The following is a 25,287-nucleotide window of genomic DNA, read 5'->3' on the forward strand; positions in this document are numbered from 1 at the left end:
ACCCGCAGGGGGACGATACCGTGACCGCCCCCGGCCCTGCCCCGGGTGTGTGCCGCCGGGTGGTCAGCCCTGGCGGGAGGATTCCAGATGGGCGAAGACGACGACGTTGTCCGTGTAGTCCTTCTTCGAGTGGTCGTACGCGCCGCCGCAGGTGATGATGCGCAGCTGGGCGTTGGGGGTGTCGGCGTAGACGCGCTGGTCGGGGAAGTTGTTCTTGGAGAAGGTCTCGACGGAATCGACCTTGAACTTCGCGATGACGCCGTCGGCGCGGGTGATCTCGGCGGTGGCGCCCGGCTTGACCATGCTGAGCAGGAAGAACACCGCGGGGCCGGTCTTGGTGTCGACATGGCCGGCGACGATGGAGTTGCCGCGTTCGCCGGGGGTGGGGCCTTCCGCGTACCAGCCGGCGAGGTTGTTGTTGTCCGACGGCGGGGGATCCAGTTTGCCCGACGTGCCGATGTGCAGCGGGGTGAAGGGTGCGCTCACGCCGATGTCGGGAATCGTCAGCAGGGTCGGGCGCGAGGCGGGCAGTCCGGGGGCGGCGCTGACCGGCGGCGGGGCCGCCGCGTGCGCTGTGGCCTGCGCCACGACGGCGGCCGGGGGCGGCGCGGCCTCGGAGGCGTCGACGGAGTTGTAGATCAGGAACGCGCCGAGCAGAGCCGCGCCGGTGGCCCAGCCCAGGACTCGGGACGAGCCGTCACCGCCCGGTGCGTTCTCCGCCGCTCGGGCGCTGTGCTGTGCGGACTGCTGGGCCATTCGGTGATGCCTTTCATCAGCTCTGCGGTTCGTGGTTCTGCTGCCCGCGAGCGGGGCGGCGGGCCGGGCCCGGAACCGGCGCTGCCACCGTCATCGTGGGACGACGGTGGCAACGACGGAACGCGTGGTGCGGAACGTGCGTCGGATCAGGCCGCGAGGCCGGCGCCGGCCGAGGTGTTGCGGCGGCGCAGGACGAAGGCGCCGGCGCCGAGGCCACCGAGCAGCAGAACGGAACCGGCGGCCAGGCCACCGCCCGAGAGGGCCATGCCGCCACCGCCGGTGTGCATGCCACCGTGCGGCTTCTTGGCCTCCTGGCCCTTCCACCCTTCCTCGGACTTGGCGCCCTTCTTGGACTCCTCGCCCTTCCAGCCGTTCTCGGACTTGGCGCCCTGCTCGGACGGCGACCAGCTGTCGCTGGAGCTGGAGCTGGAGCTGGAGGAGCCGCTCGGGTCGTATGCGTTGTGGGCACCCGTGGCGGCATGGGCGGCGGGAGCGGCGATGGCGAGGACAGCGGAGAGGGTTGCTCCGGCCAGCAGGGTGCGAGCAGTGCGCATGGGAAGGTTCCTTCCGCCGCGACGTGCGCTGGCTGACAGGGCATCAGCCATAGGAAGCGCAGTAGCGACGTCATCACCGTCAGTCATATACCGAGGTTGTGCCACCGGAGAGAGCACAATGGGTGACGGAGTGCTCTCTTCGGGTGGTGCCGGCCGTGGGGGAGTGGGGCGGCACCGGGCTGACGGTGCCTCACCCCGACGGGGCATCAGCACCCCCGGCCCGCGGGCCGGACCACGGGGAAATGCGGCGTCACCCGGCGTGACACGGCGGAGCGGGCCGCGCGGCGTCGGCGCGGCCCGCTCCCGGTGGCAGCCGTCACCCGTTGCCGGGAACGCCGCCCAGTACCTTCTCCAGCACGTCCGTCAGCGTCCGCTCCGCGTTCGCGTCCGCGGTCCGCGACCGCCAGGCGATGAATCCGTCGGGGCGGATCAGGACCGCCCCGTCGTTCTCCGCCCCGTGCAACTGCGCCCAGTCGGCGCCCTCTTCGGGGACGAGGTCGTGATTCTCGTCCGGGCCCACCCGGAAGCAGGCCAGCGGGATGCCGGTGCGCCCGGCGACGCTCAGACCGGCCTGGTGCCAGGCGCCGCCGTCGGGACCGCTGAGCAGCACCGGGGTCCGCTCGTACAGGTCGAGGGTGGAGAGCCGGCGGCCCTCCTGGCTGAGCCACATGTGCGGGGCCCGGCCGCCCGGCTGGGCCAGCGGACGGAACTCCTCCGGGACGGCCGGCTGGTCCTGCGGGGCGCCCACCACCGCGCCGTCGAGGTAGCGGTAGCCCAGCACCACCGCGAGCATCCCGGGCTTCCGGCCGGCGCCGGGGCTGACGTCGTAACCCGGGTGACGGTGTTCCGCGGAACGGGTCGAGGCGCGGGCGCCGGTGGCCAGCGCCACCGGCCGCCGCTCGGCGTCGTACGTCTCCAGCAGCCCGGGGCCCGCCCAGCCGCGCAGCACCGCGGCGAGCTTCCAGGCGAGGTTGTGTGCGTCCTGGATGCCGGTGTTGGAGCCGAACGCCCCGGTCGGGGACATCTCGTGCGCCGAGTCCCCGGCCAGGAAGATCCGGCTGGTGCCGTAGCGCTCGGCCACCCGCTCGGCGGCATGCCACGGCGCCTTCCCGGTGACCTCCACCTCGAGGTCGGGCACCCCGACCGCGGTGCGGATCAGTGCCTCGCACCGCTGGTCGGTGAAGTCCTCCAGGGTCTCGCCGTCGTCCGGGCGCCAGGGTGCGTGGAACACCCAGTTCTCGTCGTTGTCGACGGGCAGCAGCGCGCCGGGGCTCTCGGGGTTCGTCAGGTAGCAGACGATGAAGCGCCGGTCGCCGACCGCGTCGGCCAGCCGCTTGGCCTTGAACGTGATGCTCACGTTGTGGAACAGGTCGCCGGCCCCGGTCATCCCGATGCCGAGCCGCTCGCGCACCGGGCTGCGCGGCCCGTCCGCGGCGACGAGGTAGTCCGCCCGGATCGTCCGGTCCTCACCCGTCTCACGGGACCGGACCACCGCCGTCACTCCTTCGGCGTCCTGCTCGGCGGAAATCAGCTCGGTGCCGAAGCGGATGTCGCCGCCGAGCTCGCGGGCGCTGCGCAGCAGCACCGGCTCCAGGTCGTTCTGGCTGCACAGGCACCAGCCCGACGGGCTGAACTTGGCCAGCGCCCCGCCGGGGTCGATCTGCTTGAACAGCCACTCCTGCTCCGAGCCGGTCAGTGTGTCGGCCTGCAGGATGCCGTGGTTCTCCGCCAGGACGGAGGCGGCCTCGCGGATCAGCGGTTCCACCCCCGCGGTCCGGAACAGTTCCATCGTGCGGACGTTGTTGCCCCGGCCGCGGGGGTGGTGCGAGGTCTGGGCGTGCCGTTCCACGAGCAGGTGCTCGATGCCGAGCCGGCCCAGGAACAGCGAGGCGGACAGCCCCACCAGGGAGCCACCAACGATCAGGACGGGCACGCGATCGTCGATCTTCGACGTCATGAGGTCTCCAGAGAGGGTTGTGCGGGAGCGGGTCCGCCACGGATTCGTGACGGCCGTTCGGCTGCGTTCCTCCTTTCCCTGTCGCAAGCCTGTTGACCGGGAAGTCACTCGCCCGCCTCACGTACCGTGCGCGATTCATGCCGTTATGTGAGCATCGGCCGTAGCCGAGCACGCCTGGTGCATATGCAGAGGGCAAGGCCTGCGGCAGTCGGCAGGGGTGTCGGAGTTTCCCGACCCGTCATCGAAGCCGCATTCCGTGGCGGGCGGTACGCCCGTCCCCCGACAGAGAGGAACGATCACGGTGACGACTCTGGACGACCGGCGCATAGCGGACCCCACCCTGGAGACGACGCGACTGCGCGTCGTGCTCCTGCTGGACGTCCTCGACGGCCGACAGGAGCGCTTCCTGGAGGCGTACGAGGAGATCAGGCACCAGGTGGCCGGAGTACCGGGCCACGTCAGCGACCAGCTCTGCCAGTCGCTCGGAAATTCGTCCCAATGGCTCATCACCAGCGAATGGGAGGGCAGCGAGCCCTTCCTGGCCTGGGTGGAGAGCGCGGCCCACCGCAAGATGGTCGAACCGCTGCACGGCTGCGTCCGGGACACCACGTCCCTGCGCTTCGTGATCGCCCGGGAGACCCCCGACCCGCTGGACCCCCCGGCCCGCCCGGAGCGGCGTGCGGCCCGGCCGGGCCCCGCCAAGGGGAAGGCCGCCGCCAAGCGCGCCGCCGGTACCGACCCGCTGCCGGCACCGCCGCTGTGCTCCGGCGGCGTCGTGCGCCACGCGATCACCTTCACCGTCAAGCCCGGCAGCGAACCGGCCGTGGCCAAGATCCTGGCCGGCTACCGCTCGCCGCAGGCCCGCGTCGACGACACCACGCAGCTGCGCCGCACGTCGCTCTTCATGCACGGCAACCGCGTCGTGCGGGCCGTCGAGGTGACGGGTGACCTGGGCAACGCGCTGCGGCACGTCGCCGCCCAGCCCGAGGTCAGGGCCGTCGAGGAAGCGATCAACCCGTATCTGGAGGAGGCCCGGGACCTCACCGACGGGTCGTCCGCCCGCGCCTTCTTCGCCCGCGCGGCGCTCCCCGCCGTCGAGCACGTCACCGGCTCCGCGACCGCCCCGGACGACGGCGTCACCCGCCGGGCGTACTTCTACCCGGTCAAGCCCGGCCGCGGCGAGGAGGCGGCCCGCCTGCTCGCCGAGCTGGACGCGGCCGCCGCCGCGGACCCCGGGCAGCGGCTCGTGGGCAGCACGGTCTTCCACCGTGACGACGTCCTCGTCCGTGTCGTCGACCTGGCGGACCCGCAGCGGCGCTCGCCGGCCGGCGAGCTCGCCGATGTCGTGCCCGAGGAGCTGAACCGGCTGCTCGACCTCGGCAAGCACCACGACCCGTCCGCCGCCGGTGAACTCTCGTACGGAGTCGCGGCGATGGACCTCATCACCGACCGCCGGGCGCAGGCCGCCTGAAACCCCCAGCGCGTCCGGCTCCGCAACCGGACGGCACCGACCAAGGAGCGGCCATGACACCTCAGCAGGCACGTATCGTCCACCTCGACGACACCAGCCCCAACACCCGGCGTGGCGGAGACATCCGCGCCGTCCTCACCCCGACGTCCGTGGGCTCCACGAGCGGCTTCATGGGGCTGGCGATCATCCAGCCCGGTGAGCAGATCGCGGAGCACTACCACCCGTATTCCGAGGAGTTCGTCTACGTCGTCTCGGGCGCGCTCGAAGTGGACCTGGACGGCGTCAGCCACTCGCTCCGCCCGGACCAGGGGCTGCTGGTTCCCCTCGACGTCCGGCACCGCTTCCGCAACGTGGGCACCGAAGAGGCCCGGATGGTCTTCCATCTGGGGCCGCTCGCGCCCCGGCCGGAACTGGGCCATGTGGACACCGAGGAGACCGAGCACGTCCAAGCCGGAACGATGGCTCCCCCCGACCCCGCGGGGGCGAGGACGTGACCCGGCGGGTGGCGGTCACCGGACTGGGCGTGGTCGCCCCCGGCGGCGTGGGGGTTCCTGCCTTCTGGGACCTGCTCACCGCCGGGCGTACCGCGACCCGGGGCATCACGCTGTTCGACCCCGAGGGCTTCCGCTCCAGGATCGCCGCGGAGGTCGACTTCGATGCCGCCGCCTGCGGTCTCGGCCCGGACCTCGAGAAGCGCGCCGACCGGTACGTCCAGTTCGCGCTGGTCGCCGCCCGCGAAGCGGTCCGGGACTCGGGGCTCGACATGGAGGCCCAGGACCCCTGGCGGGTCGGGGCCTCCCTCGGGTCGGCCGTCGGCGGTACCACCCGGCTCGAACACGACTACGTGAAGGTCAGCGACTCGGGTGGGCGCTGGGACGTACGGCCGGAAGGTGCCGGACCGCATCTGCACCGGGCCTTCTCGCCCAGCGCGCTCGCCTCCGAAGTGGCCGAGGACCTCGGCGCCAAGGGCCCGGTCCAGACGATCTCGACGGGCTGCACGTCAGGGCTGGACGCGGTGGGCCACGCCTTCCACGCCATCCAGGACGGCAAGGCCGACGTGATCGTCGCCGGAGCCGCGGACTCACCGATCTCCCCGATCACGGTGGCCTGCTTCGACGCGATCAAGGCGACCTCCACACGCAACGACGACCCCGCCCACGCCTCCCGTCCCTTCGACGCCGAACGCGACGGGTTCGTCCTGGGCGAGGGCGCCGCCGTGCTGCTCCTGGAGGAATGGGAGCACGCGCAGAAGCGCGGCGCCCGGATCTACTGCGAGCTGCGCGGCTTCGCCACGTTCGGCAACGCGTACCACATGACCGGTCTCACCACCGAGGGCCTGGAGATGTCCCACGCCATCGACCAGGCGCTGGACCAGGCCCGTATCGACCGGACCGAGATCGACTACGTGAACGCGCACGGCTCCGGCACCGTGCAGAACGACCGGCACGAGACGGCGGCCGTGAAGCGCTCCCTGGGCGCGCACGCGCACACCGTACCGATGAGCTCGATCAAGTCGATGGTCGGGCACTCGCTCGGCGCCATCGGGGCGATCGAACTCGCCGCCTGCGCCCTGGCGCTGACCCACGGCGTGGTGCCGCCGACCGCGAACTACGACACCCCCGACCCCGACTGCGATCTCGACTACGTGCCGAGGACCGCGCGCACCGCCCCGCTGCGGTCCGTGCTGTCGGTCGGCAGCGGCTTCGGCGGCTTCCAGTCCGCCGTGGTGCTCGGGCACGCGGAGAGGAGCCCGTCATGAAGCGAACGTCACCGGATCGGAGCACCACCGGCCGGCAGACCGTGGTGACCGGCCTCGGCGTCATCGCGCCGAACGGCGTCGGGACCGACGCCTTCTGGAAGGCCGTCCAGCAGGGCGTGTCCGTGCTCGGCCCGGTCACCCGCGAGGGCTGCACCGAGCTGCCGCTGCGGGTCGCCGGAGAGGTCGCCGGGTTCGACCCGGCCCTCCTGGTCGAAGGCCGCTATCTGGTCCAGACCGATCGCTTCACGCACTTCGCGATGGCAGCGGCCGATCTCGCCCTCGGCGACGCCCAGCTGGAGCACGACCCGCAGTCGCCCTTCGCCATCGGCGTGGTGACCGCGGCCGGCTCCGGCGGCGGCGAGTTCGGTCAGGGCGAACTGCAGCAGTTGTGGGGCCAGGGCCCGCACTTCGTCGGGCCGTACCAGTCCATCGCCTGGTTCTACGCCGCGAGCACCGGCCAGATCTCCATCCGGGGCGGCTTCCAGGGCCCCTGCGGAGTGCTCGCCAACGACGAGGCCGGTGGCCTCGACGCGTTCGGACACGCCTGCCGCACGATCCGGCGGGGCACCGACGCGGTCGTCGTCGGCGCCACCGAGGCGCCGCTGGCCCCCTACTCGGTCGTCTGCCAGCTCGGCTACCCCGAGCTCAGTCTCGCCACGGACCCGCACCGGGCCTATCTGCCGTTCACCGACGACGCCTGCGGATTCTCGCCCGCCGAAGGCGGCGCGATGTTCGTGGTCGAGGAGGAGTCCGCGGCGCGCCGCCGCGGCGCCCCGGTCCGGGCCGTGGTCGCGGGACATGCCGCCACGTTCACCGGCACCGCGGGCTGGGAGCACTCCCGGCCGGGTCTGGCGCGGGCGATCCAGGGCGCGCTGGACGAGGCGGGCTGCTCCGCCGAGGACATCGACGTGGTCTTCGCCGACGCCCTCGGCGTACCCGCGGCCGACCAGGCCGAGGCACTGGCGATCGCCGACGCCCTCGGCCCGCACGCCGCGAACGTCCCCGTCACCGCGCCGAAGACCGGCTTCGGCCGGGCGTACTCCGCGGCCTCGGCACTGGACGTCGCCACCGCGGTACTCGCCCTGGAACACGGCGTGGTGCCCCCCACCCCCAACATCACCGAGGTCCGCCACGACCTCGACCTCGTCACCGGCGAGGCCCGCGCCACCGAACTGCGCACGGCCCTCGTCCTGAGCCGCGGTCTGATGGGCTGCAACTCGGCCCTGGTGCTGCGCCGCGTTCCCGACGACCGGCGCTGACGGGAACGGCGCGCCCACCGGGCGCCGTTCCCGCGTCCCCCGACCGCTGTTCCCCGGAGCTGTTCCCCCGAGCCAAGGAGAAACCAGTGATGAACGGACCTGTCACGTTCGATGAGCTCGCGTCCCTGATGAAGGGCCGCGCCGGCCTGTCCGTCGACCCGGGCGAGATGGAGAAGAGGCCCGAGGCGACGTTCGAGGAGTTCAACCTCGACTCCCTCGGCCTGCTCGGCATCGTCTCCGAGCTGGAGAACCGCTACGGCCGGCAGATCGGCGACGAAGCGGACTCGTGCAAGACCCCGCACTCCTTCCTGCAGAGCGTCAACGCCCAACTCACCCTCGGAGCCTGACATGACCGGACACACCGACAACGAGATCGTCATCAACGCGCCCCTGGACCTCACCTGGGAGCTCACCAACGACCTCGAACGCTGGCCGACGCTGTTCAGCGAGTACGCGTCCGTCGACGTGCTCGAGCGCCAGGGCGACACCGTCACCTTCCGGCTGACGATGCACCCCGACGAGAACGGCACGGTCTGGAGCTGGGTCTCGGAGCGGGAGGCCGACCCGAAGACGTTCACCGTAAAGGCCCGCCGCGTGGAGACCGGTCCCTTCGAGCACATGAACATCCGCTGGGAGTACCGGGAGGTGCCGGACGGCACGTCCATGCGCTGGCTGCAGGACTTCGCGATGAAGCCCACCGCGCCGGTCGACGACGCGGGCATGACCGACCACATCAACCGCAACTCGCTGATCCAGATGGAACGCATCCGCGAGCAGGTCGAGCAGCACGCCCGGGTCGTCTGACCGACCCCGCTCCGACCCCGAAGGGACCACCCCGATGCACCGTTCGCTCATCGTCGCCCGTATGCGGACCGACGCCGCCCCCGACATCGCCGAGGCCTTCGCCGCCTCCGACCGCGGGGAACTGCCGCGCCTCATCGGTGTGACCGGGCGCAGTCTGTTCCAGTTCGGCGACCTGTACCTGCACCTGATCGAGGCGGACCGGCCGCCCGGCCCCGAAGTGGCCCGGTTCAAGGGCCATCCGGAGTTCCGGGACGTCAGCGACCGGCTCGCCGCGCACGTCCAGGCGTACGACCCGGCCACCTGGCGCGAGCCCAAGGACGCGATGGCCCGCGAGTTCTACCGCTGGGAGCGCAGCGACGCCGACTAGTTCGGAGCAGCCTGGGGCCGGATCTCCGGCCCCAGGCAACTTGCGATGCCCGCACGTTCGAGCCCTGCACGGCAGGCTGGAAGGACACCACCTCCCATGGTCGAGGTCGAGATTCCCCACAACGCCGAGCCCCCGGCGTGGGTGCGGTGCGACAGCTGCGTCACGCTCATCTACGCCAAACGCTTCACCCGGGCACTCAAGGTGTGCCCCGACTGCGGTTCCCATACCCGGCTCACCGCCCGTCAACGGCTGGAGCACCTGCTCGACCCCGGAACCGCGGTACCGCTGGACCCGGTCGAGTGCGTACCCGACCCGCTGGGCTTCTCCGACACCCGCCCGTACGTCGACCGGCTGGTGGACGCGCGGGCGGCGACCGGACAGCGGACGGCGGTGCTCTGCGCCCGCGGCACCATCGAGGGCCGGCCGGTGGTGGTCGCCGCGATGGACTTCGGGTTTCTCGGCGGCAGCCTCGGCTGCGGTGAGGGCGCGCTGATCACGGCGGCGGCGCACACCAGTCTGCGGATGCGCGTCCCCCTGCTGCTCGTCACCGCCTCCGGCGGCGCGCGGATGCAGGAGGGCGTGCTGTCGTTGATGCAGATGGCGAAGACCACCAACGCCCTGGCCGAGCTGGACGAGGCCGGGATCCTGGTGATCTCGCTCATCACCGACCCGACCTACGGCGGCGTGGCCGCCTCGTTCGCGACGCTCGCGGATGTGATCATCGCCGAACCCGGTGCGCGGCTGGGCTTCGCCGGGCCGCGGGTGATCGAACACACCACCGGCGAGACGCTCCCGGAGGGCTTCCAGACCGCGGAGTTCCTGCTGAGCCACGGACTGGTCGACGACGTCGTGCCGCGGGCCGCACTGCGGGCGACGCTCGGCCAGCTCCTCGCGCTGCAACCGGCCGCGGACCCGGAACCGGATGCGGCGGCGACCGCGGCTCCCGCCGCGACGGCCACTGACAGCGGAGCCATCCTGCGCCGGCCGGAAGAACTGGCCGGCGCCGACCCATGGGCGACGGTGCAACTCGCCCGCCACCCGGACCGCCCCACGACGCTGGACTACGCCGCGCACCTGCTGGACGGCTTCCACGAGCTGCACGGTGACCGGATCGCGGAGGACTGCGCGGCGGTGGTCGGCGGCCCGGGGCTGCTGAACGGCCGGCCCGTCATGCTGATCGGCCATCAGAAGGGCGGCACCGGACTCGTGGAGCGCAAGCGCCGCAAGTTCGGGATGCCGAATCCGGGCGGATACCGCAAGGCGGCCCGGCTGATGCGGATGGCCGCGAAGCTCGGACTGCCCGTCATCACGCTGATCGACACCCCCGGCGCCAACCCGGGTCCCGACGCGGAACGCACCGGCCAGGCCGGTGCCATCGCGGCGAACCTGCGGCTGATGGCCCGGCTGCCGGTGCCGATCGTGGCCGTCGTCACCGGCGAGGGCGGCAGTGGCGGCGCGCTGGCGCTGGCCGTCGCGGACCGGGTGCTCATCAGCGCCAACGGCATCTACTCGGTGATCAGCCCGGAGGGCTGCGCCGCCATCCTCTGGAAGGACGCGTCGGCGGCGCCGACCGCCGCCGAGGCCCTGCGCGTCGATGCCCGGCAGCTGCTCGAACTCGGCATCGTCGACGGTGTCGTGCCGGAACCGCCGGGCGGTGCGCACACCGACCACCCGCAGTCCGCCGCCCTGCTGGGCGCCGCGCTGACCGCGGCGCTGAACGAACTGGACCCCTGGGAGCCGGAGCGGCTGCTGCGCGACCGCAGCAGCCGATTCCAGCGCTTCGGGACCGCACACAACCTGAGCGTGGAAAGAGGTGCGCTGTGAAGCCGGACCACGAGCAGCGGAACAGCAGTGACGGAAACCCGCCGGCGGACGGCCAGGTGCCGGGCGCACCGCCGGTACCGGACGCGGTGACGCGCGACGCCGTGATGCCGGACGCCGCGATGCCGGCCGGAGCGGTGCTCGACGCCGTGTGCCGCAGTGTCGTGCGGCTGAGCGGGACCACCGCCCATCCGCCGTCCCGCATCCGGATGCAGGACGGCCAGATCACCGTCGAGGTCGAGTGGCCGGACCCGGCGGCCCTGAGCCGTCCCGCGCCGGCCGCCGGCGCTCCGGTCGCCGCCCCGGAATCCGACGCCGCGCCCGCCGGGGACGGCGAGGCGCTGGACTACGTCCGGGCGCCCATGGTCGGCACGTTCTACCACGCGAGCTCCCCGGACGCGCCGCCGTACGTGTGCGTCGGCGATGTGGTCGCACCGGGTCAGCCGGTAGGTGTTCTGGAGGCCATGAAGCTGATGAGCACCATCACGGCGGAGGTCGGGGGCCGGGTGACCGAGGTGCTCGCGCCGAACGGGCAGCCGGTTGAGTTCGACCAGCAACTGATCGCGCTGGAGCCGGTGGACGCCGAAGCGGGTGCGGGTGCGGACCTGGTCGCGGTCCGTGAGCCGGCGGCCGTCTCCGGGCCGTCGAGGTGATGCCCGTGTTCTCCACCGTGCTGATCGCCAACCGCGGGGAGATCGCCCTGCGGGTGGCCCGCACCTGCCGTGAAATGGGCATCCGTACGGTCGCGGTGTACTCCACCGCGGACCGCGACTCCGCGGTCGTGCGGTTCGCGGACCAGGCCGTGCACATCGGCGCGCCGCCCGCCAAGGGCAGCTACCTCAACGTCCCCGCCGTCATCGAGGCGGCGCTGCAGACCGGCGCGCAGGCCATCCACCCCGGGTACGGCTTCCTCTCGGAGGACCCCGACTTCGCCGAGATCTGCGAAGCGCACGACATCGTCTTCATCGGGCCGCCCCCGCAGGTCATGCAGCAGCTCGGCGACAAGGCGGCGGCCCGCTCCCTGATGGCGCAGGCCGGGCTGCCGGTACTGCCCGGCAGCATGGACGCGCTGACCTCGCCGGCCGAGGCGAAGGAGCTCGCCCGGCAGGTCGGCTACCCGGTGATCCTCAAGGCCGTCGCGGGCGGTGGCGGCCGCGGCATGGCCGTGGTCCGGTCCGCCGACGACCTCCGCCTCGCCTACAACGAGACCCGCGCCCACGCCCGGGCGGTGTTCGGCGACGACCGGCTCTACCTCGAACGGTTCGTCGACGACGCCCGCCACATCGAGGTGCAGGTGCTGTGCGACCGGCACGGCAACGCCGTCCACCTGGGCGAGCGCGACTGCTCGGTGCAGCGCCGGCACCAGAAGCTCATCGAGGAGGCGCCGGCCACCGGGCTGCCGCAGGAGCTGCGCGAGGCGATGCTGACGGCCGCCGTCCACGGAGCCACGGCGGTGGGCTTCGTCGGGGCCGGCACGTTCGAGTTCGTCGTGACGCCGGACGACCGATTCTATCTGATGGAGATCAACTGCCGTCTCCAGGTGGAGCACCCGGTCACCGAACTGGTCACCGGAATCGACATCGTCCGCGAACAGATCACGGTGGCCGCCGGGCTGCCGCTGTCGTTCCGGCAGAGCGACATCACCCTGCGCGGCGTGGCCGTCGAGTGCCGCGTCAACGCCGAGAACCCCGACAACGAGTTCTCGCCCACTCCCGGGCTGCTGTCCGAGTTCGTGCCGCCCGGCGGCCCGTTCGTACGGGTCGACACGCACGCCTACCCGGGCTGGCCGGTCGGGCCCGACTACGACTCGCTGCTGGCGAAGGCGGCCGTGTGGGCGCCGGACCGCGAACAGGCACTGGCCAGGATGGACCGCGCGCTCAGCGAGTTCCGGGTGAGCGGACCCGGTGTGCACACCACGCTCGGCTTCCTGCGCAGGACGCTGGCGCACCCGCTGTTCCAGGCGGCGCTGCACACCACCGGGCTGGTCGGCGCGATGACCGCCGAGGAGTCCGACCGGGACGGCGACACGAGCAAGGAATCCGCACCGGTCGGCTGACCGGACCGTACGACGCACTGTGCGCCACGCTCCCTGAGGGGCGTGGCGCACAGTGCGTGGTGACGGTGACGACCCCTAGACGGGGACGACGGCCTCGAACGCGTGCAGGTAGGGGTTGACCGGGCGGATCTGGCCGACAGCGAGCCCGGCCTCCTCCATCAGGGCGGCCATGCTGACCTTGGAGTGCTTCGCGCCCCCGACGTTCAGGAGCAGCAGCAGGTCCATGGCGGTGGTGAACCGCATCGACGGGCTGTCGTCGACCAGGTTCTCGACGACCAGCACCCGGGCGCCGGGGCGCGCGGCCTTGACGATGTTGGCCAGGGTGGCGCGGGTGCTGGCGTCGTCCCACTCCAGGATGTTCTTGATGATGTACAGGTCCGCCTGGACGGGGATCTCGTTGCGGCAGTCGCCCGGGACGAGCCGGACCCGCCCGGCCAGCGGGCCGCCGTCCCGCAGCCGCGGGTCCGCGTTCGTGATCACCTTGGGGAGGTCGAGCAGGGTCCCGCTCAGCTCCGGGTTCCGCTCCAGCAGACAGGCGAGCGCCAGCCCCTGGCCGCCGCCGATGTCCGCGACGCTCGACACCCCGGTGAGGTCGACGAACTCGGCGAGGTCCTCTGCGGACTGCCTGCTGGACGACGACATCGCCCGGTCGAACACCACGGCCGACTCGCTCGCGTCGGTGTGCAGGTAGTCGAAGAAGTTCTTGCCGTACAGCTCGGGGAAGACGTCCTTGCCGGACCGGACCGCGTCGTCGAGCAGCGGCCACGCGTCCCAGGTCCACGGCTCCGTGCACCACAGCGAGATGTACCGGAGGCTGTCGGGGGAGTCCTCGCGCAGCAGCCGCGACATCTCGGTGTGCGTGAAGCGGCCGTCCTCCGTCTCCGCGAACAGCCCGTAGCACGACAGCGCACGGAGCAGCCGGCGCAGCGGCTTGGGCTCGGCGTTGACCTCCTGGGCCAGTTCCTCGACCGTCGCGGGGGTGTCGCCCAGGGCATCCGCGACCCGCAGCCGGGCCGCGGCGCGGACGGCCGCGGCGCAGGCGGCGCCGAACACGAGTTCCCGCAGGCGCATGCCGGCGTGCGGGGTGATGGCGGATGCGGATGCGGGTGCCGCGGGGACGGGTGCGGTGGAAGGGGTGGTCGTCATGGGGCTGCCTCTCCTGGGGATCGGAAGGGTGTCGGACGCGGCGCGGCGGACCACTCGGTCAGCAGCGGCCCACCGGAGCTGAGACCAGACAGTGGTTTCCGTTGAAGGTGTTGCCGAGGCCGGTGTCCCGGTCGGACAGGTCGGCCGGACCGTTGCGGAGCGCCGTGTTGTCCTTGACGGTGTTGCCGGAGTTGGGACCGCCCGCGAAGCTCGGGAACAGCACGACGCCGCCGGACAGCGGTGAGGTCCCGACGTTGTCGGTGATCCTGTTCAGCTCCACGGTCGTGTTCTCCACGCCGGTCAGGACGATTCCGGAGCCCTGGATGACCGGCAGCCGGCTGTTCGCCGGGCAGAACTTGTTGTTCGCCACCACCTTGTTGAGACGGATGCCGATCGCTCCGGCCCTCGGCGTCCCCTCGTCCCCCACGACGAAGACGCCACCGCAGTTGCCGGTCATCGTGTTGTTCTCGACCGTCAGATTGCGGACCCGCCGTGCGACGACGCCGATCCGGTTCCCGGAGACGTCATTGCCGCTGATCATCGCGCTCTGGGTGTCCATGGCGCCGCCTTCGCCGCTGGTCAGGTTCGCCATGAAGATGCCGGCCTGCCCGTTGTTCCGTGCCCGGTTCATGGACAGCCGGGCGCGGGTCGACTTCTCGACGCTGATGCCGTACTGGCCGTTGTCCTGGGCGAGCACGAAACGCACGCTCAGTCCGTCGGTGTCGGACGCGTTGATCGCGTGCTTCGTGAACCCGGAGACCGCGAGCGACTCGACGGTCACACCGGTGACCGGCTGGTCCGCCGTTCCGGTGACGCAGATCCCGTAGCCGCCCGCGGCGCAGGTGTTGCCGCCCGGTACGGCCGGAGGGGTGATCAGCGTCCGGTCGCCGGACCCGCGGATCGTCAGATTCGGGATCGTGACCTGAACGCTCTCCTGGTACGTGCCCGGCAGCACGAGGACCGTGTCCCCGGGTTTCGCCCGGTTCACCGCCTCTTGGATCGACTGACCCTTGCTGACGAGAAGTACGCTCTCCGCCTGTACGGGCGGCGCCGCCGCCAGCCCTACGGCGGCGACGCCGACAGCAGTACCCACCAGTTGATGAAACCGTCGCGTAGCCATGACCGGAACCCGCTCTCCAGGATGGTCCTCCCGTAACAGCGCCGGGCTCGGCGACGGATCCGAGGGACGTTCGACAGCGGCACCGCATTCCTCGCCCGTACAGAGCGTGCGCCCGCCGGTTCGAAGCTATGGGTGATCATCAGGCCCCGCCACTCATAGTCGACCGCCCGGGAAGAGCGCGTTCAGCCGAGCGTGTCCAGCGTGTCGAGTGCGGCCAGGATGTCGGCGGGTTCGGCGCGCACGGTGTAGTCGGACCTGACGAAGGCCCAGCGGATGACGCCGGAGCGGTCGATGACGTAGGTGGCGGGCAGCGGCAGGGTGCGGGCATGGCCGCCGTTGACCCGCTGGAGCTCGAAACCGAACCGGTCGTACACCTCGCCCAGTTCGCCGGAGAGGTCGAACGCGATGCCGAACCGGTGTGCGACGTCGGAGCCGATGTCGCTGAGAACGTCGAAGGTGAGTTGCTCCTTCTCGGTGATGGAGAGGGTCTCGTCCGGGATCTGCGGGGAGACGGCCACCAGGCGGGCGCCGCGGGCGGTGACGGCGTCCTGGTGCAGTTGCAGGGAGCGCAGGGCGAGATTGCAGTACGGGCACCAGGCGCCGCGGTAGAAGGTGAGGACCACGGGTCCTTCGGCGAGCAGCGCGTCCAGCGCGATCTGCTCCCCGGTGGCTGCCGGAAGGGTGAACCGAGGAGCCCGCGCACCCGGGCCCAGGGCGCGCTCCGCCAGGCCGGACGCGGCGAGCTCGGACCCGCCCCGGTCCATGACCTCGAGCAGCTCGGCGGGGAGTTTCCGGGGTCCGTTCTCGTACAGGTCGCGCAGGTCGCGCAGCTCATCCTGGAGGCTCACGATCGCCGTCCTCTCTCTGTGCAGGGGAGTGCGGAACACATCCCGAACATCTTGGAACACTCGTTCCAGGATGATGGCGGGTCGGTTCGCACGTCAAGGGTTATCTTGGAATCACCATTCCAAGTACTCGGGAGCGGTGAGTGATGCCCGACATCAAGCACTTCGATCCGGACACGGCGCTGGAGCGCGTCGAGCGGCTGTTCTGGCAGCACGGCTCGGACAAGGCGTCGATCCAGGCCGTCGCCACCGCGACGGGGCTCAGCCGGTCCAGTCTGTACACCACCTTCGGCGACAAGCGGGAGCTCTATCTCGCCGCCCTGCGCCGCTATCTGCTGCATCGCGCGCAGCCGGCGTTCCGCGAACTGGCGGAGGACGGGCGGGGCCTGCCCGCCGTGCGGGACTTCTTCGCCGGTCTGATCGAGGCCCGCTGCTCCGGTGAGTACGCCGGATGGGGCTGCATGGTCGTCAACGCCCATATCGGCCCCGAGGGCAGCGACCCCGCCGTCCGCGCCCTGCTCGACGAACACCACCGGCTGCTGCGGGACGCGCTGTGCGCGGAACTCGAGACGGCCCGGCGTCAGGGGCAACTCGCCCCGGGCGTCTCCCCGGACGCCGCCGCCGAGACGCTGGCGCTGCTCGCCTACGGCGTGAACCTGCGCTCGCGCGGCGGAGCGGACGTGGAGACGCTGCTCGGCACCGTCCAAGCGGCCCTCGAACTGCTCGGCCGGCGGGAGCGCGGTCGGTAGGGCCGTCGTTCGATTAATAACAAGCCCTGTGGCTTGTTTTCCCGTCGCCGACGAAAAGCCCAAAGCGCCGGCGGAGGAGGGGGCGCCCCTCATCACCGGTATATGTCCTGGTCGTTAAGTAGATCTTGTTCAACTTCTTGACGCGAACACGTCGTGCGCTAAGAATCCAACACGATCCTGTTGGGTGAGAGCGCTCTCATCTCGCTGGTTCGAAGGCATCCCTGGGGATGATCGCTTGCCTTCGGCTGTGAGGTGAAAGCGCGACCTGCCCGGACCAGTACTTCCCTTTCGCTTCGTGAACAGAAGAAGGGATACCAGTTTTCCGATGCGCAGAACCCCACTTCCGCGCCTTGATCGGCCCCGACGGCGCTGGAGCCGCAGCGCCACCGCACTCGCCTCCGCCGTCGTCCTGGTGCTCGCGGGACTGTTCGGTCTCACCGCCGTCGCGGGGAACGCGGCGGCCGGACCGTCCGACTACACCCAGAGCGTCACCGCTACCGGTTCCACTCAGGCGCGGATCACCTTCACCCCCACGACGACCGCGCTGTACGTCGATGTGCACTACCAGGTGAACGGCGCCGGCCAGCAGAACTTCCGGATGACCAACAGCGGGGGCAGTTGGACCCGCACCGTCGACCAGCTCTCGACGGGCTCGGTCCTCACCTACTGGTTCACCTACGAGAAGGGCGGACCGCAGTACGACACCCCCCAGTTCACCTACACCCAGGGCGGCGGCGGAACGACCGGCGGCACCACGGGTGGCGGCGGTGGCGGGCAGCCGGTGCCCGGGACCATACCGCTGAAGATCACCAACAACTCGGGGCGCGGTGGCAGCGTCTACATCTACGACCTGGGCACCCAGCTGTCGAGCGGTCAGCAGGGCTGGGCGGACGCCAACGGCGGGTTCCACGCCTGGCCGGCGGGCGGCAATCCGCCGACCCCCGCCCCTGACGCGTCGATCCCCGGCCCCGCCTCCGGGCAGTCGGTGACGATCCAGATCCCGAAGTTCTCCGGCCGGGTCTACTTCTCCTACGGCCAGAAGCTGGCGTTCAAACTGACCACCGGCGGTCTGGTGCAGCCCGCGGTACAGAATCCGAGCGACCCGAACCGCAACATCCTGTTCAACTGGTCGGAGTACACGCTCAACGACAGCGGGCTGTGGATCAACAGCACTCAGGTGGACATGTTCTCCGCGCCTTACGCGGTCGCGGTGCAGTCCACCACCGGGGCCGGCCAGACCACGGGCCATCTGAAGCCCGGCGGATACAACGCGGTCCTCAACGCGCTGCGCGGCCAGTCCGGTGGCTGGGGCGGGCTGATCCAGACGGCGCCGGACGGTTCGGTCCTGCGGGCGCTGGCGCCGGGGCACGGCATCGAGTCCGGTGCGCTGTCCAACGGCGTCCTCGACGACTACATCAACCGGGTGTGGCAGAAGTACTCCACCTCGACGCTCACCGTGACGCCCTTCGCCGACCAGCCGAACACGAAGTACTTCGGCCGGGTGTCGGGGAACGTCATGAACTTCACCAACACCTCAGGGGCGGTCGTCACCAGCTTCCAGAAGCCCGACGCCGACAGCGTCTTCGGCTGCTACAAGCTCCTGGACGCCCCCAACGACCTGGTGCGCGGCCCGATCTCCCGCACGCTGTGCGCGGGATTCAACCGCTCGACACTGCTGGTCAACACCGGTCAGCCCGACGCGAGTTCCGCGAACTTCTACCAGGACGCGGTGACCAACCACTACGCGCGCTTCATCCACGCGCAGATGGCCGACGGGAACGCGTACGCGTTCGCCTTCGACGACGTCGGCCACCACGAGTCGCTGGTGCACGACGGCAGCCCGCAGCAGGCATCACTCATCCTCGATCCCTTCAGCTGACGTCGCCTCCCCGGAACCCATCCGCACCTCTCGTACATCGCGTACGTCTCGGAGCTCTGCAGAAAGGCCACGACCGCCCATGAGGAAAAACGTCCCGCCCGAAACCGCGTCGAGCGCCGCGCGCCGTATGCGGCGTGTTCCGCTCACTGTCTTCAGTGCTCTGCTCATGCTGGTCGCCGGCACCCTGGGTCTGTCCCTATCGGGCGGGTCGGCCGCCGCGGCGCCGGCGCCTCCGGCCGGCTGGACCACGGTCTTCAGCGATGACTTCAGCGGCGCGTCGGGCAGCGGTCTCAACAGGGCCAACTGGCTCTACGACATCGGTACCAACTACAACTACCCGGGTGCGGCGCCGAACTGGGGGACCGGTGAACTGGAGACGGCGACCGATTCAACGGCAAACGTCTACCAGGACGGTGCGGGCCATCTGGTGATCAAGCCGATCAAGGACGCCGGCGGACACTGGACCTCCGGCCGGATCGAGACCCAGCGCACCGACTTCGCCGCCCCGGCCGGCGGTCAGCTGCAGATCAGCGCTTCCATCCAGCAGCCCAACCCGGCACACGGACTGGGCTATTGGCCGGCGTTCTGGGCGATGGGCGCCGCGGCCCGCCCGGTGGGTGCGACCAACTGGCCGAACATCGGCGAGCTGGACATCATGGAGGACGTCAACGCGCTGAGTCAGCACTCGACCACCTTCCACTGCGGTGTCTGGGCCGGCGAGTGCCATGACCCGGACGGCATCAGCAGTGGGCTGCAGGCGTGCGGCGGCTGCCAGACCGGGTTCCACACGTACTCGGTGATCGTGGACCGTACCAACACCGCTGCCGAGCAGCTGCGGTTCTACCTGGACGGCGGTCTGACCTATCAGGTCAATCAGAACCAGGTGTCGACGGCTACCTGGCAGGCGGCCGTCGACCACGGGTTCTTCGCCATCTTCGATGTGGCGATCGGCGGTTCGTACCCGAACAAGGTCTGTGGCTGCACCTCGCCCTCGGCGGACATCACCTCGGGCGCCGGTATGAGTATCGACTGGTTCGGTGTCTACCAGACCAACGGCGGTGGTACCACGAACGGTGGCACGACCAATGGTGGGACGACGACCGGTGGGACGACCACCGGCGGGACGACGACCGGTGGTACCACGGGCGGCACCTCGTCACCCGACTACTCGGCGAGCGCCACCCGGATCAATGCCACTCAGGCGCGGATCTCCTTCACGCCGACCACGGCCGCGCAGTACGTGGACGTGCACTATCTGGTCAACGGGGCGGGTCAGCAGAACTTCCGGATGGCGAACAGCGGGGGTGCCTGGACGCAGACGGTCAGTCAGCTTTCCGCGGGCAGCGTCATCACCTACTGGTTCACCTACGAGAAGAACGGTCCCCAGTACGACACTCCGCACTTCACCTACACACAGAGCTGAGCGCCGAAGCCGAGTACGACTGCCGGCCCGTGGGAAGGGCGATCCTCGCGATCGCTGTTCCCACCGGTCCGCGGCGTTCCGGGCATGGTTGCGCCGAGGCCGCGGGCCGGTCATATGCGGGTACGGAACGGTACCAGGGATTCCGGGTAGGGCTCCGATGTTTATCCAATGGTGATGATCCCTCAACAGGAGTGCCACATCCGGCACTAGCGTCCGGTGGCACCCGGGAAGGCGGTGCCCGCCGCATGTCGGTGCGGATCCTCTGCGCCGACATCCCCCTCCCGGCAAAGCGCAAGGAGGCACTGTGCGGACATTCGTCCGGCGATCCGCCCTCGGCGCGTCCGTCGGTTTCCGGTACACCACGGGAACCGTCCTCGTCATCGGTGCCCTCGCGGTGACGCTCGTGGCGCTGCTGATCCCCATGCAGAAGTTCGGCGGTCAGAATTCCGCGGTGGCCGCTCCTCCGATCACGGACGACGGCCTCGGGGTCGTGAACACGCAGTACGGACCGCTGACCCCGCTCGACCGGGACTTCGTCCGGAAGGTCCGGCTCGCCGGGCTGTGGGAGGGCCCCGCCGGCCACCAGGCGCAGCAGCGCGGCACGCAGGAATCGGTCAGGACCGCGGGGCTGCATCTCATCGACGGGCATACCGAGTTGGACGCGCGCGTGCTGCAGGTGGGCCAGGCGCTCCATATCGATCTGCCCAACCAGCCGAACTCGGACCAGCAGGGCTGGCTCGCCCAGATGGATGCCGCCACGGGGGCCCAGTACGACCGGCTGTTCGCCAATCTTCTGCGCCGCGCGCACGGGAAGGTGTTCGCGCTCGTGGCGCAGGTTCGGGGGCAGACCCGTAACTCCATGGTCCGGTCCCTGGCCACCAGAGCCAACACCGTGGTCCTGGACCACATCTCGGTTCTCGAGGAAACCGGGCTCGTCGATTTCGGCGCGCTCGCTGACGGGGCCTCGCCCTCCGGGAAGCCAGTGGTCACCGTCACGGCTTCCGCTTCGACTCCGGAACAACGAAGTGAAGTGAAGTGATCTCATGAGCAAAAAGGACCATAAACGCTCCCGCCTGACGAACAAGACCGTCGCGGTGATCACCGCGCTGGTGTTGGGCGCGGGCGGGGTCGCTTTCGTCGCCGCCAACGCCTCCGCCGGCAACTCGCGGCAGGATTCGGCGAAGACCGAGCAGGTGGGGGCGGCCACGATCGCCTGTCCCGATGTGGGGGACCGGCTGCGTGACGTTCCCGACCAGGCCAAGCCGGAGGTCGACAAGAATCTGGCGCAGCTCGACGCGCAGGTCGCGGACTCGTACAAGCAGCTCTCCGCCGGGCAGTGGAACAAGGACACGTCGCTCAGTGAGCTGCAGCAGAAGCGCAGCGGCACGATCGCGAAGATCGACGACGCGATCTCCCAGGTGGCCCAGCCGCCCGCCGGGCTGGACGAGTTGAGTGCCTGTGAGATGAAGGCCACGGATGTGAAGCCCGGTGACACCGGGGGCGGCGGTCAGGATGACGCCGTTGCCGTTCAGGGCCAGCAGGACGGGCAGGGTCAGGCCGTTCAGAACCAGGCTGTGCAGGATCAGAGCAAGAAGCAGGGCAAGGGCCCGTCGAAGGCGGACTTCGTCGACATCACCAAGGTCCCGCCGAACGTGGTGAAGCCCCGTGCCCGTGCCGGTGCGTCCACCGGTTCCTTCACCTCGAAGTGCGGCGTCAACGCGAACAAGCACCTCAATCCGGACAATGTCATCGTGGCACCGGGTGTGAGCAACGGCGCCCACCACATGCACGACTACGTGGGCAACAAGACCACGGACGCGTTCTCCACCAACGACTCCCTCGCGGCGGCCGGCACGACGTGCAGCAACGGGGACCAGTCGGCCTACTACTGGCCCGTGCTGCGCGTGCAGAACGCCGGCCAGGGTCCGGACGTGAACGCGCCGGGCGGTGGCCAGGACGCCAACGTCGGTACGATCCTGCAGCCGAAGACCACCACGATCCGCTTCGACGGCAGCGCCGTCAGCCGGGTGACCGCGATGCCGCGTTTCCTGCGGATCATCACGGGCGACGCCAAGGCCTTCACGAACGGCACGGCCAACGCGAACGCTTCGTGGAGCTGCACCGGGTTCGAGAACCGCCAGCTGAAGGACAAGTACCCGATCTGCCCGAAGGGCAGTGACGTGGTGCGTACCTTCACCTTCCAGAGCTGCTGGGACGGCAAGAACATCGACAGTGCCAACCACCGGACCCATGTCGCCTTCGCGGACCGCAACGGTGCGTGCGGCAAGGGGTTCAAGGCGATTCCGCAGCTGGTGGAGCGGGTCACCTACAGCGTCCCGCAGGGCGCGCGGATCGCCGTGGACAGTTTCCCCGAGCAGCTGCACAAGCCGGTGACGGACCACGGTGACTTCGTCGAGGCGATGTCGGACCGGCTGATGCGGCAGGCGGTGAACTGCGTGAACAGCGGCCGCAGGTGCTGATGGTAGCGGGAGGGAGCGTCTCCGGGCCGGCCCGGAGCGGTTTCCTCCGCTAGAACCCTCGGGGCTGGGCGCTCCCCATGCCCCCGCCCGGCCCCGAGACGGGCGATGGCCCCGGAGCCGACTCGGGGGCCACCGCCATGTCGTGCCACAATCCTGCCGACCGACCTGTGCGGCGGCTGTGGAACGCGTACGGTTCGGCGCACGTCCCACGGAACACGACTACGGAGCCGGGGCCGAATCCGGAAACAACTCCGTAGTCGCTCGATTGTGCGAGGTGGCAGTGCTGGGCTCTCGCGAAGCCGCGAACGACCGGGAACGCACGGTGGCGCAGGACGCCGTGCCCTCCGACGAGGAGCTCACCCGGCAGCTCAAGGACGGCTACGGCTCAGGCACCGCCAACCCGGCCGCGGGTGACATCCTCTACCGCCGGCACCGCGAGGCCGCGCTCGCGTACGCGCACCGGTGCTGCCGCGATTCGCACGACGCCGAGGACCTGGTGTCGGAGGCGTTCATCCGTACGTTCCAGGCGGTGCGTTCGGGGGGCGGCCCGCTGGGGGCCTGGCGGCCGTATCTGCTGACGGTCGTGCGTCATACGGCCATCGAGTGGGGTGCGGGTGACCGCAAGGCGCTGCTGACGGCGGACTTCGAGTCGTGGTGGCAGCAGTCGGCGGCCGGTACCGATCCGCAGCAGCATCTGCTGGCCAGCGAGGACCGCCAGTTGCTCGTCCGCAGTTTCAACACGCTGCCCGAGCGCTGGCAGGCCGTTCTGTGGCACACGCTCGTGGAGAACGATTCCCTGCCGGAGGTCGCCGCGCTGCTGGGCATCACTCCGAGTGGTGTCACGTCGTTGGCGTTCCGGGCCCGCGAGGGGCTGCGCGAGGCCTATTTGCACGCACATGTGGACAGTGTGGGCGACGACCGGTGCCGGCACTTCAGTGCCATGATCGGTGCGGCGATACGGCGCGGCGGCGCTGTCCGCAGCCGTGAGCTGGCGCGGCATCTGGCGGACTGTGATTCCTGTTCGCGGGCCTACACCGAGCTGCTCGACCTCAACGCGACGATGCGCGCGGCGGTCCCTGCCGGGTTGTGACGCGCCTGCGGCGGATCACGGATGTTTTCCGTGATCCGCCGGGGCGGGCCGGCCGGCCCGGGTGGGTCAGAGGCCGTTGACGCGTGCTTCCCGTGCGACGACCAGTGGGCGGAAGCCCACCGCGACGGTGCGCGCCCTTCGGGTGACCCGGGAGCCGCGCCGTCCTATCTCCGCCATCAGCCGGCGGCTGCGCAGGGCCATCTCCAGTTCGAAGCGGGTGCGTGGGTCACGCAGTCCCTGTCCGAACAGCTTCTCCAGTTGACGCATGCGGTATCGCACCGTTTGGGGGTGCACACTCAGGGCTTTCGCCGCCTCCGGTGCGCCGCCGCCTTCGAGCCAGGCCAGCAGGGTCACTTCCAGCCGTTCGCTCTGGCGTGGTGTCAGTCCTGCCAGCGGCCGCAGCCAGCGGGCCGCCAATGCCTTGGCCAGCGGTTCGTCCTGGAGCAACAGCAGGGTGGAGAGGTGGTCGTCGACGAAGACGGGCCGGGCGTCGGGTCCTCCGGGGGCGGGGGGCAGGGTCAGCAGGCGTCGTGCCCAGCGCAGTGACGATGCGGCGTCACGGACCGGGACGGAGTGTCCGACGGCGGTGGAGCGGCCGCGCAGGGCGGCCTCCAGTGCGCCGCGGGTGTCCGGGTCGGGGCTCGGTATCAGCAGGCACGGTCCGTCGCCGCCCATGCCGACCAGGCAGTCGTCCAGGGTCGCCGCCAGTTGATGGGCCTCGCCGGGGGAACTGACGGCGACGGCCCGGACGGTGTCGGGCAGTGGCCAGCCGGCCCTGCGGGCCAGTTCCGGGAGGACTGCGTCCGGTACCTCGGTGGCACCGGTCAGTGCGTTGAACAGGTCCTGGCGTGACCGGTCGAGGGGTGCCGCGGTGGTGGGCAGCTCCTGGGGGATGTCTTCGTCCTTCGGTGGCTTCCGGTAGCCGAGAGCCGTCAGCAGGGCTTCTTCGAGCCCCTGCCTGACCGTTTCGCGGCCCATGTCCTGGAGAAGGTCGGCGAAGCCGGGAATTTCATGCCGAAGCGCCTCGACCATCTCATCTGCCAGTGACGGGAGTTCCTTGCGCAGAACGCGAGTCCATTCGCCACGGGGGAGGGACCAGATGCGGTTAAGAAGTTCGCACATCTCTACCTCGTTCATGCCGGGGTAAGACCTGCCTGGGGGGAGGACAGGTCTTGCGGAGGTTGCCTCCATCGCCGTCGTCCTTGTCCGGCGGAGGAGTTGAGGGTCCTCCTGCGCCCTCCTAGAGGTTGCTTCCCGCCGATGGTCCCGGAGTTTTACCGGGTCTTTACCACCAGGGTGCGGCCGGGCCGGTTTAGACCCGGTCCGGCCGGAACCGGAAGCACTTGGTTGAGCATCTTCCGCAGTTGCACACCGTGACGACGACGGGGAAGCAGGAACTTGTCACGATGCGATAAATCTTGTGGAGATGCTGGGAAGTTGAGCGATGCTGCTGCACCCCGGGTCACTGCTCGTCGGCTGTGGAGGCGATCCCTCCGAGAATCCGCACCGGAGCCGGTCCGACCGCCGTTGTGTTGCGGCGGGTTCCGGCTCCTCATATCCCCGTGCGGGCCTGTGCTGCCCCGGGTCCCACCAGCTGCCGCCAGGCAGCGCCGATATCAACCCCCTGGGCTCCGGGTGCGACTTGCAGTGCTCGGTACCCCCCGCTCGGGAGGCTTTCCCTATGCCCTTGTCCCCCATGCAGTTCCCCCGCTCGCACGGACCGCGCCAGTCGGGGCGGTCGCACCGAAGGA

Annotated in this window: 22 protein-coding genes and 2 pseudogenes; 17 read left to right on the forward strand and 7 right to left on the reverse strand. The window is 70.4% G+C overall.

The features are described 5' to 3' along the window. Positions 1 to 63: 63 nt before the first annotated feature. The 3 genes from O3W51_RS33830 to O3W51_RS33840 form a co-directional block, all read right to left on the reverse strand. Positions 64 to 756 (reverse strand): class F sortase, encoded by a 693-nt coding sequence (locus O3W51_RS33830; protein ID WP_138356894.1) that lies wholly within the window; start codon positions 754 to 756, stop codon positions 64 to 66. 146 nt (positions 757 to 902) lie between these two features. Then, the gene (locus O3W51_RS33835; protein ID WP_269288220.1) at positions 903 to 1,310 is read right to left on the reverse strand and encodes a hypothetical protein; all 408 of its coding nucleotides are present in this window, start codon (positions 1,308 to 1,310) and stop codon (positions 903 to 905) included. A 316-nt stretch (positions 1,311 to 1,626) separates the two neighbouring features. Beyond that, a complete protein-coding gene (locus tag O3W51_RS33840; protein ID WP_269288221.1) occupies positions 1,627 to 3,267 on the reverse strand; it encodes an FAD-dependent oxidoreductase in 1,641 nt (546 codons plus the stop codon). Positions 3,268 to 3,568: 301 nt separating this feature from the next. Between O3W51_RS33840 and O3W51_RS33845 the strand changes: the two genes are divergently transcribed. The 10 genes from O3W51_RS33845 (at position 3,569) to O3W51_RS33890 (ending at position 12,804) form a co-directional block, all read left to right on the forward strand. Next, positions 3,569 to 4,738 carry a SchA/CurD-like domain-containing protein gene (locus tag O3W51_RS33845; RefSeq protein ID WP_198358290.1) on the forward strand — a complete coding sequence of 390 codons (1,170 nt, stop codon included), beginning with the start codon at positions 3,569 to 3,571 and terminating at the stop codon, positions 4,736 to 4,738. 53 nt (positions 4,739 to 4,791) lie between these two features. After that, the gene (locus O3W51_RS33850) at positions 4,792 to 5,232 is read left to right on the forward strand and encodes a cupin domain-containing protein (protein WP_138356898.1); all 441 of its coding nucleotides are present in this window, start codon (positions 4,792 to 4,794) and stop codon (positions 5,230 to 5,232) included. Further along, a complete protein-coding gene (locus O3W51_RS33855) occupies positions 5,229 to 6,497 on the forward strand; it encodes a beta-ketoacyl-[acyl-carrier-protein] synthase family protein (protein WP_138356899.1) in 1,269 nt (422 codons plus the stop codon). The genes O3W51_RS33850 and O3W51_RS33855 overlap by 4 nt, the downstream gene beginning before the upstream one ends. After that, complete coding sequence (locus tag O3W51_RS33860) at positions 6,494 to 7,756, forward strand: beta-ketoacyl synthase N-terminal-like domain-containing protein (RefSeq protein WP_138356900.1); 1,263 nt, start codon at positions 6,494 to 6,496, stop codon at positions 7,754 to 7,756. The genes O3W51_RS33855 and O3W51_RS33860 overlap by 4 nt, the downstream gene beginning before the upstream one ends. A gap of 89 nt (positions 7,757 to 7,845) precedes the next feature. After that, a complete protein-coding gene (locus O3W51_RS33865) occupies positions 7,846 to 8,103 on the forward strand; it encodes an acyl carrier protein (protein ID WP_138356901.1) in 258 nt (85 codons plus the stop codon). A gap of 1 nt (position 8,104) precedes the next feature. Beyond that, complete coding sequence (locus O3W51_RS33870) at positions 8,105 to 8,560, forward strand: SRPBCC family protein (protein ID WP_138356902.1); 456 nt, start codon at positions 8,105 to 8,107, stop codon at positions 8,558 to 8,560. 34 nt (positions 8,561 to 8,594) lie between these two features. Next, positions 8,595 to 8,927, forward strand: coding sequence for a TcmI family type II polyketide cyclase (locus O3W51_RS33875; protein ID WP_138356903.1), 333 nt, complete (start codon positions 8,595 to 8,597; stop codon positions 8,925 to 8,927). Between the two features lie 96 nt (positions 8,928 to 9,023). Further along, on the forward strand, positions 9,024 to 10,751 hold the full coding sequence (locus O3W51_RS33880) for an acetyl-CoA carboxylase carboxyltransferase subunit alpha (RefSeq protein ID WP_138356904.1): 1,728 nt from the start codon (positions 9,024 to 9,026) through the stop codon (positions 10,749 to 10,751). After that, positions 10,748 to 11,401: an acetyl-CoA carboxylase biotin carboxyl carrier protein gene (locus tag O3W51_RS33885; protein ID WP_269288224.1), complete on the forward strand. Its 654-nt coding sequence runs from the start codon at positions 10,748 to 10,750 to the stop codon at positions 11,399 to 11,401. Before O3W51_RS33880 ends, O3W51_RS33885 begins: the two co-directional genes overlap by 4 nt. Positions 11,402 to 11,406: 5 nt before the next feature. Then, a complete protein-coding gene (locus O3W51_RS33890) occupies positions 11,407 to 12,804 on the forward strand; it encodes an acetyl-CoA carboxylase biotin carboxylase subunit (RefSeq protein WP_138356905.1) in 1,398 nt (465 codons plus the stop codon). Between the two features lie 75 nt (positions 12,805 to 12,879). Here the strand turns inward: O3W51_RS33890 and O3W51_RS33895 are convergent, their stop codons facing one another. The 3 genes from O3W51_RS33895 to O3W51_RS33905 all read right to left on the reverse strand — a co-directional run bounded on the left by O3W51_RS33895 (position 12,880) and on the right by O3W51_RS33905 (position 15,918). After that, complete coding sequence (locus O3W51_RS33895) at positions 12,880 to 13,950, reverse strand: methyltransferase (RefSeq protein ID WP_138356906.1); 1,071 nt, start codon at positions 13,948 to 13,950, stop codon at positions 12,880 to 12,882. Between the two features lie 58 nt (positions 13,951 to 14,008). After that, complete coding sequence (locus O3W51_RS33900; RefSeq protein WP_198358288.1) at positions 14,009 to 15,070, reverse strand: right-handed parallel beta-helix repeat-containing protein; 1,062 nt, start codon at positions 15,068 to 15,070, stop codon at positions 14,009 to 14,011. Positions 15,071 to 15,252: 182 nt separating this feature from the next. Then, positions 15,253 to 15,918 carry a peroxiredoxin-like family protein gene (locus tag O3W51_RS33905; protein ID WP_244809012.1) on the reverse strand — a complete coding sequence of 222 codons (666 nt, stop codon included), beginning with the start codon at positions 15,916 to 15,918 and terminating at the stop codon, positions 15,253 to 15,255. Positions 15,919 to 16,061: 143 nt separating this feature from the next. Between O3W51_RS33905 and O3W51_RS33910 the strand changes: the two genes are divergently transcribed. The 7 genes and pseudogenes from O3W51_RS33910 (at position 16,062) to O3W51_RS33935 (ending at position 23,536) form a co-directional block, all read left to right on the forward strand. Then, the gene (locus O3W51_RS33910; RefSeq protein ID WP_138356908.1) at positions 16,062 to 16,664 is read left to right on the forward strand and encodes a TetR/AcrR family transcriptional regulator; all 603 of its coding nucleotides are present in this window, start codon (positions 16,062 to 16,064) and stop codon (positions 16,662 to 16,664) included. A 325-nt stretch (positions 16,665 to 16,989) separates the two neighbouring features. Beyond that, positions 16,990 to 17,310, forward strand: a pseudogene (locus tag O3W51_RS49000) (hypothetical protein); the annotation flags it as partial. 135 nt (positions 17,311 to 17,445) lie between these two features. Further along, a pseudogene (locus O3W51_RS33915) lies at positions 17,446 to 18,543 on the forward strand (glycoside hydrolase family 64 protein); the annotation flags it as partial. A 79-nt stretch (positions 18,544 to 18,622) separates the two neighbouring features. Next, positions 18,623 to 19,966 carry a glycoside hydrolase family 16 protein gene (locus O3W51_RS33920; RefSeq protein WP_269288226.1) on the forward strand — a complete coding sequence of 448 codons (1,344 nt, stop codon included), beginning with the start codon at positions 18,623 to 18,625 and terminating at the stop codon, positions 19,964 to 19,966. A gap of 304 nt (positions 19,967 to 20,270) precedes the next feature. Beyond that, positions 20,271 to 21,005 (forward strand): DUF4142 domain-containing protein, encoded by a 735-nt coding sequence (locus O3W51_RS33925; RefSeq protein ID WP_138356968.1) that lies wholly within the window; start codon positions 20,271 to 20,273, stop codon positions 21,003 to 21,005. Positions 21,006 to 21,009: 4 nt separating this feature from the next. Beyond that, positions 21,010 to 22,446, forward strand: a complete 1,437-nt coding sequence (locus O3W51_RS33930; RefSeq protein ID WP_138356969.1) for a DUF1996 domain-containing protein — start codon at positions 21,010 to 21,012, stop codon at positions 22,444 to 22,446. 280 nt (positions 22,447 to 22,726) lie between these two features. Further along, positions 22,727 to 23,536: an RNA polymerase sigma factor gene (locus O3W51_RS33935; RefSeq protein WP_269288227.1), complete on the forward strand. Its 810-nt coding sequence runs from the start codon at positions 22,727 to 22,729 to the stop codon at positions 23,534 to 23,536. Positions 23,537 to 23,602: 66 nt separating this feature from the next. On the opposite strand, the gene O3W51_RS33940 is transcribed toward O3W51_RS33935, so the two are convergent. Next, positions 23,603 to 24,673 carry a PucR family transcriptional regulator gene (locus O3W51_RS33940; RefSeq protein WP_269288230.1) on the reverse strand — a complete coding sequence of 357 codons (1,071 nt, stop codon included), beginning with the start codon at positions 24,671 to 24,673 and terminating at the stop codon, positions 23,603 to 23,605. Between the last annotated feature and the right edge of the window lie 614 nt (positions 24,674 to 25,287).

The organism is Streptomyces sp. H39-C1 (assembly GCF_027158125.1).
In the GTDB taxonomy this organism is placed as follows: Bacteria; Actinomycetota; Actinomycetes; order Streptomycetales; family Streptomycetaceae; genus Actinacidiphila; species Actinacidiphila fildesensis.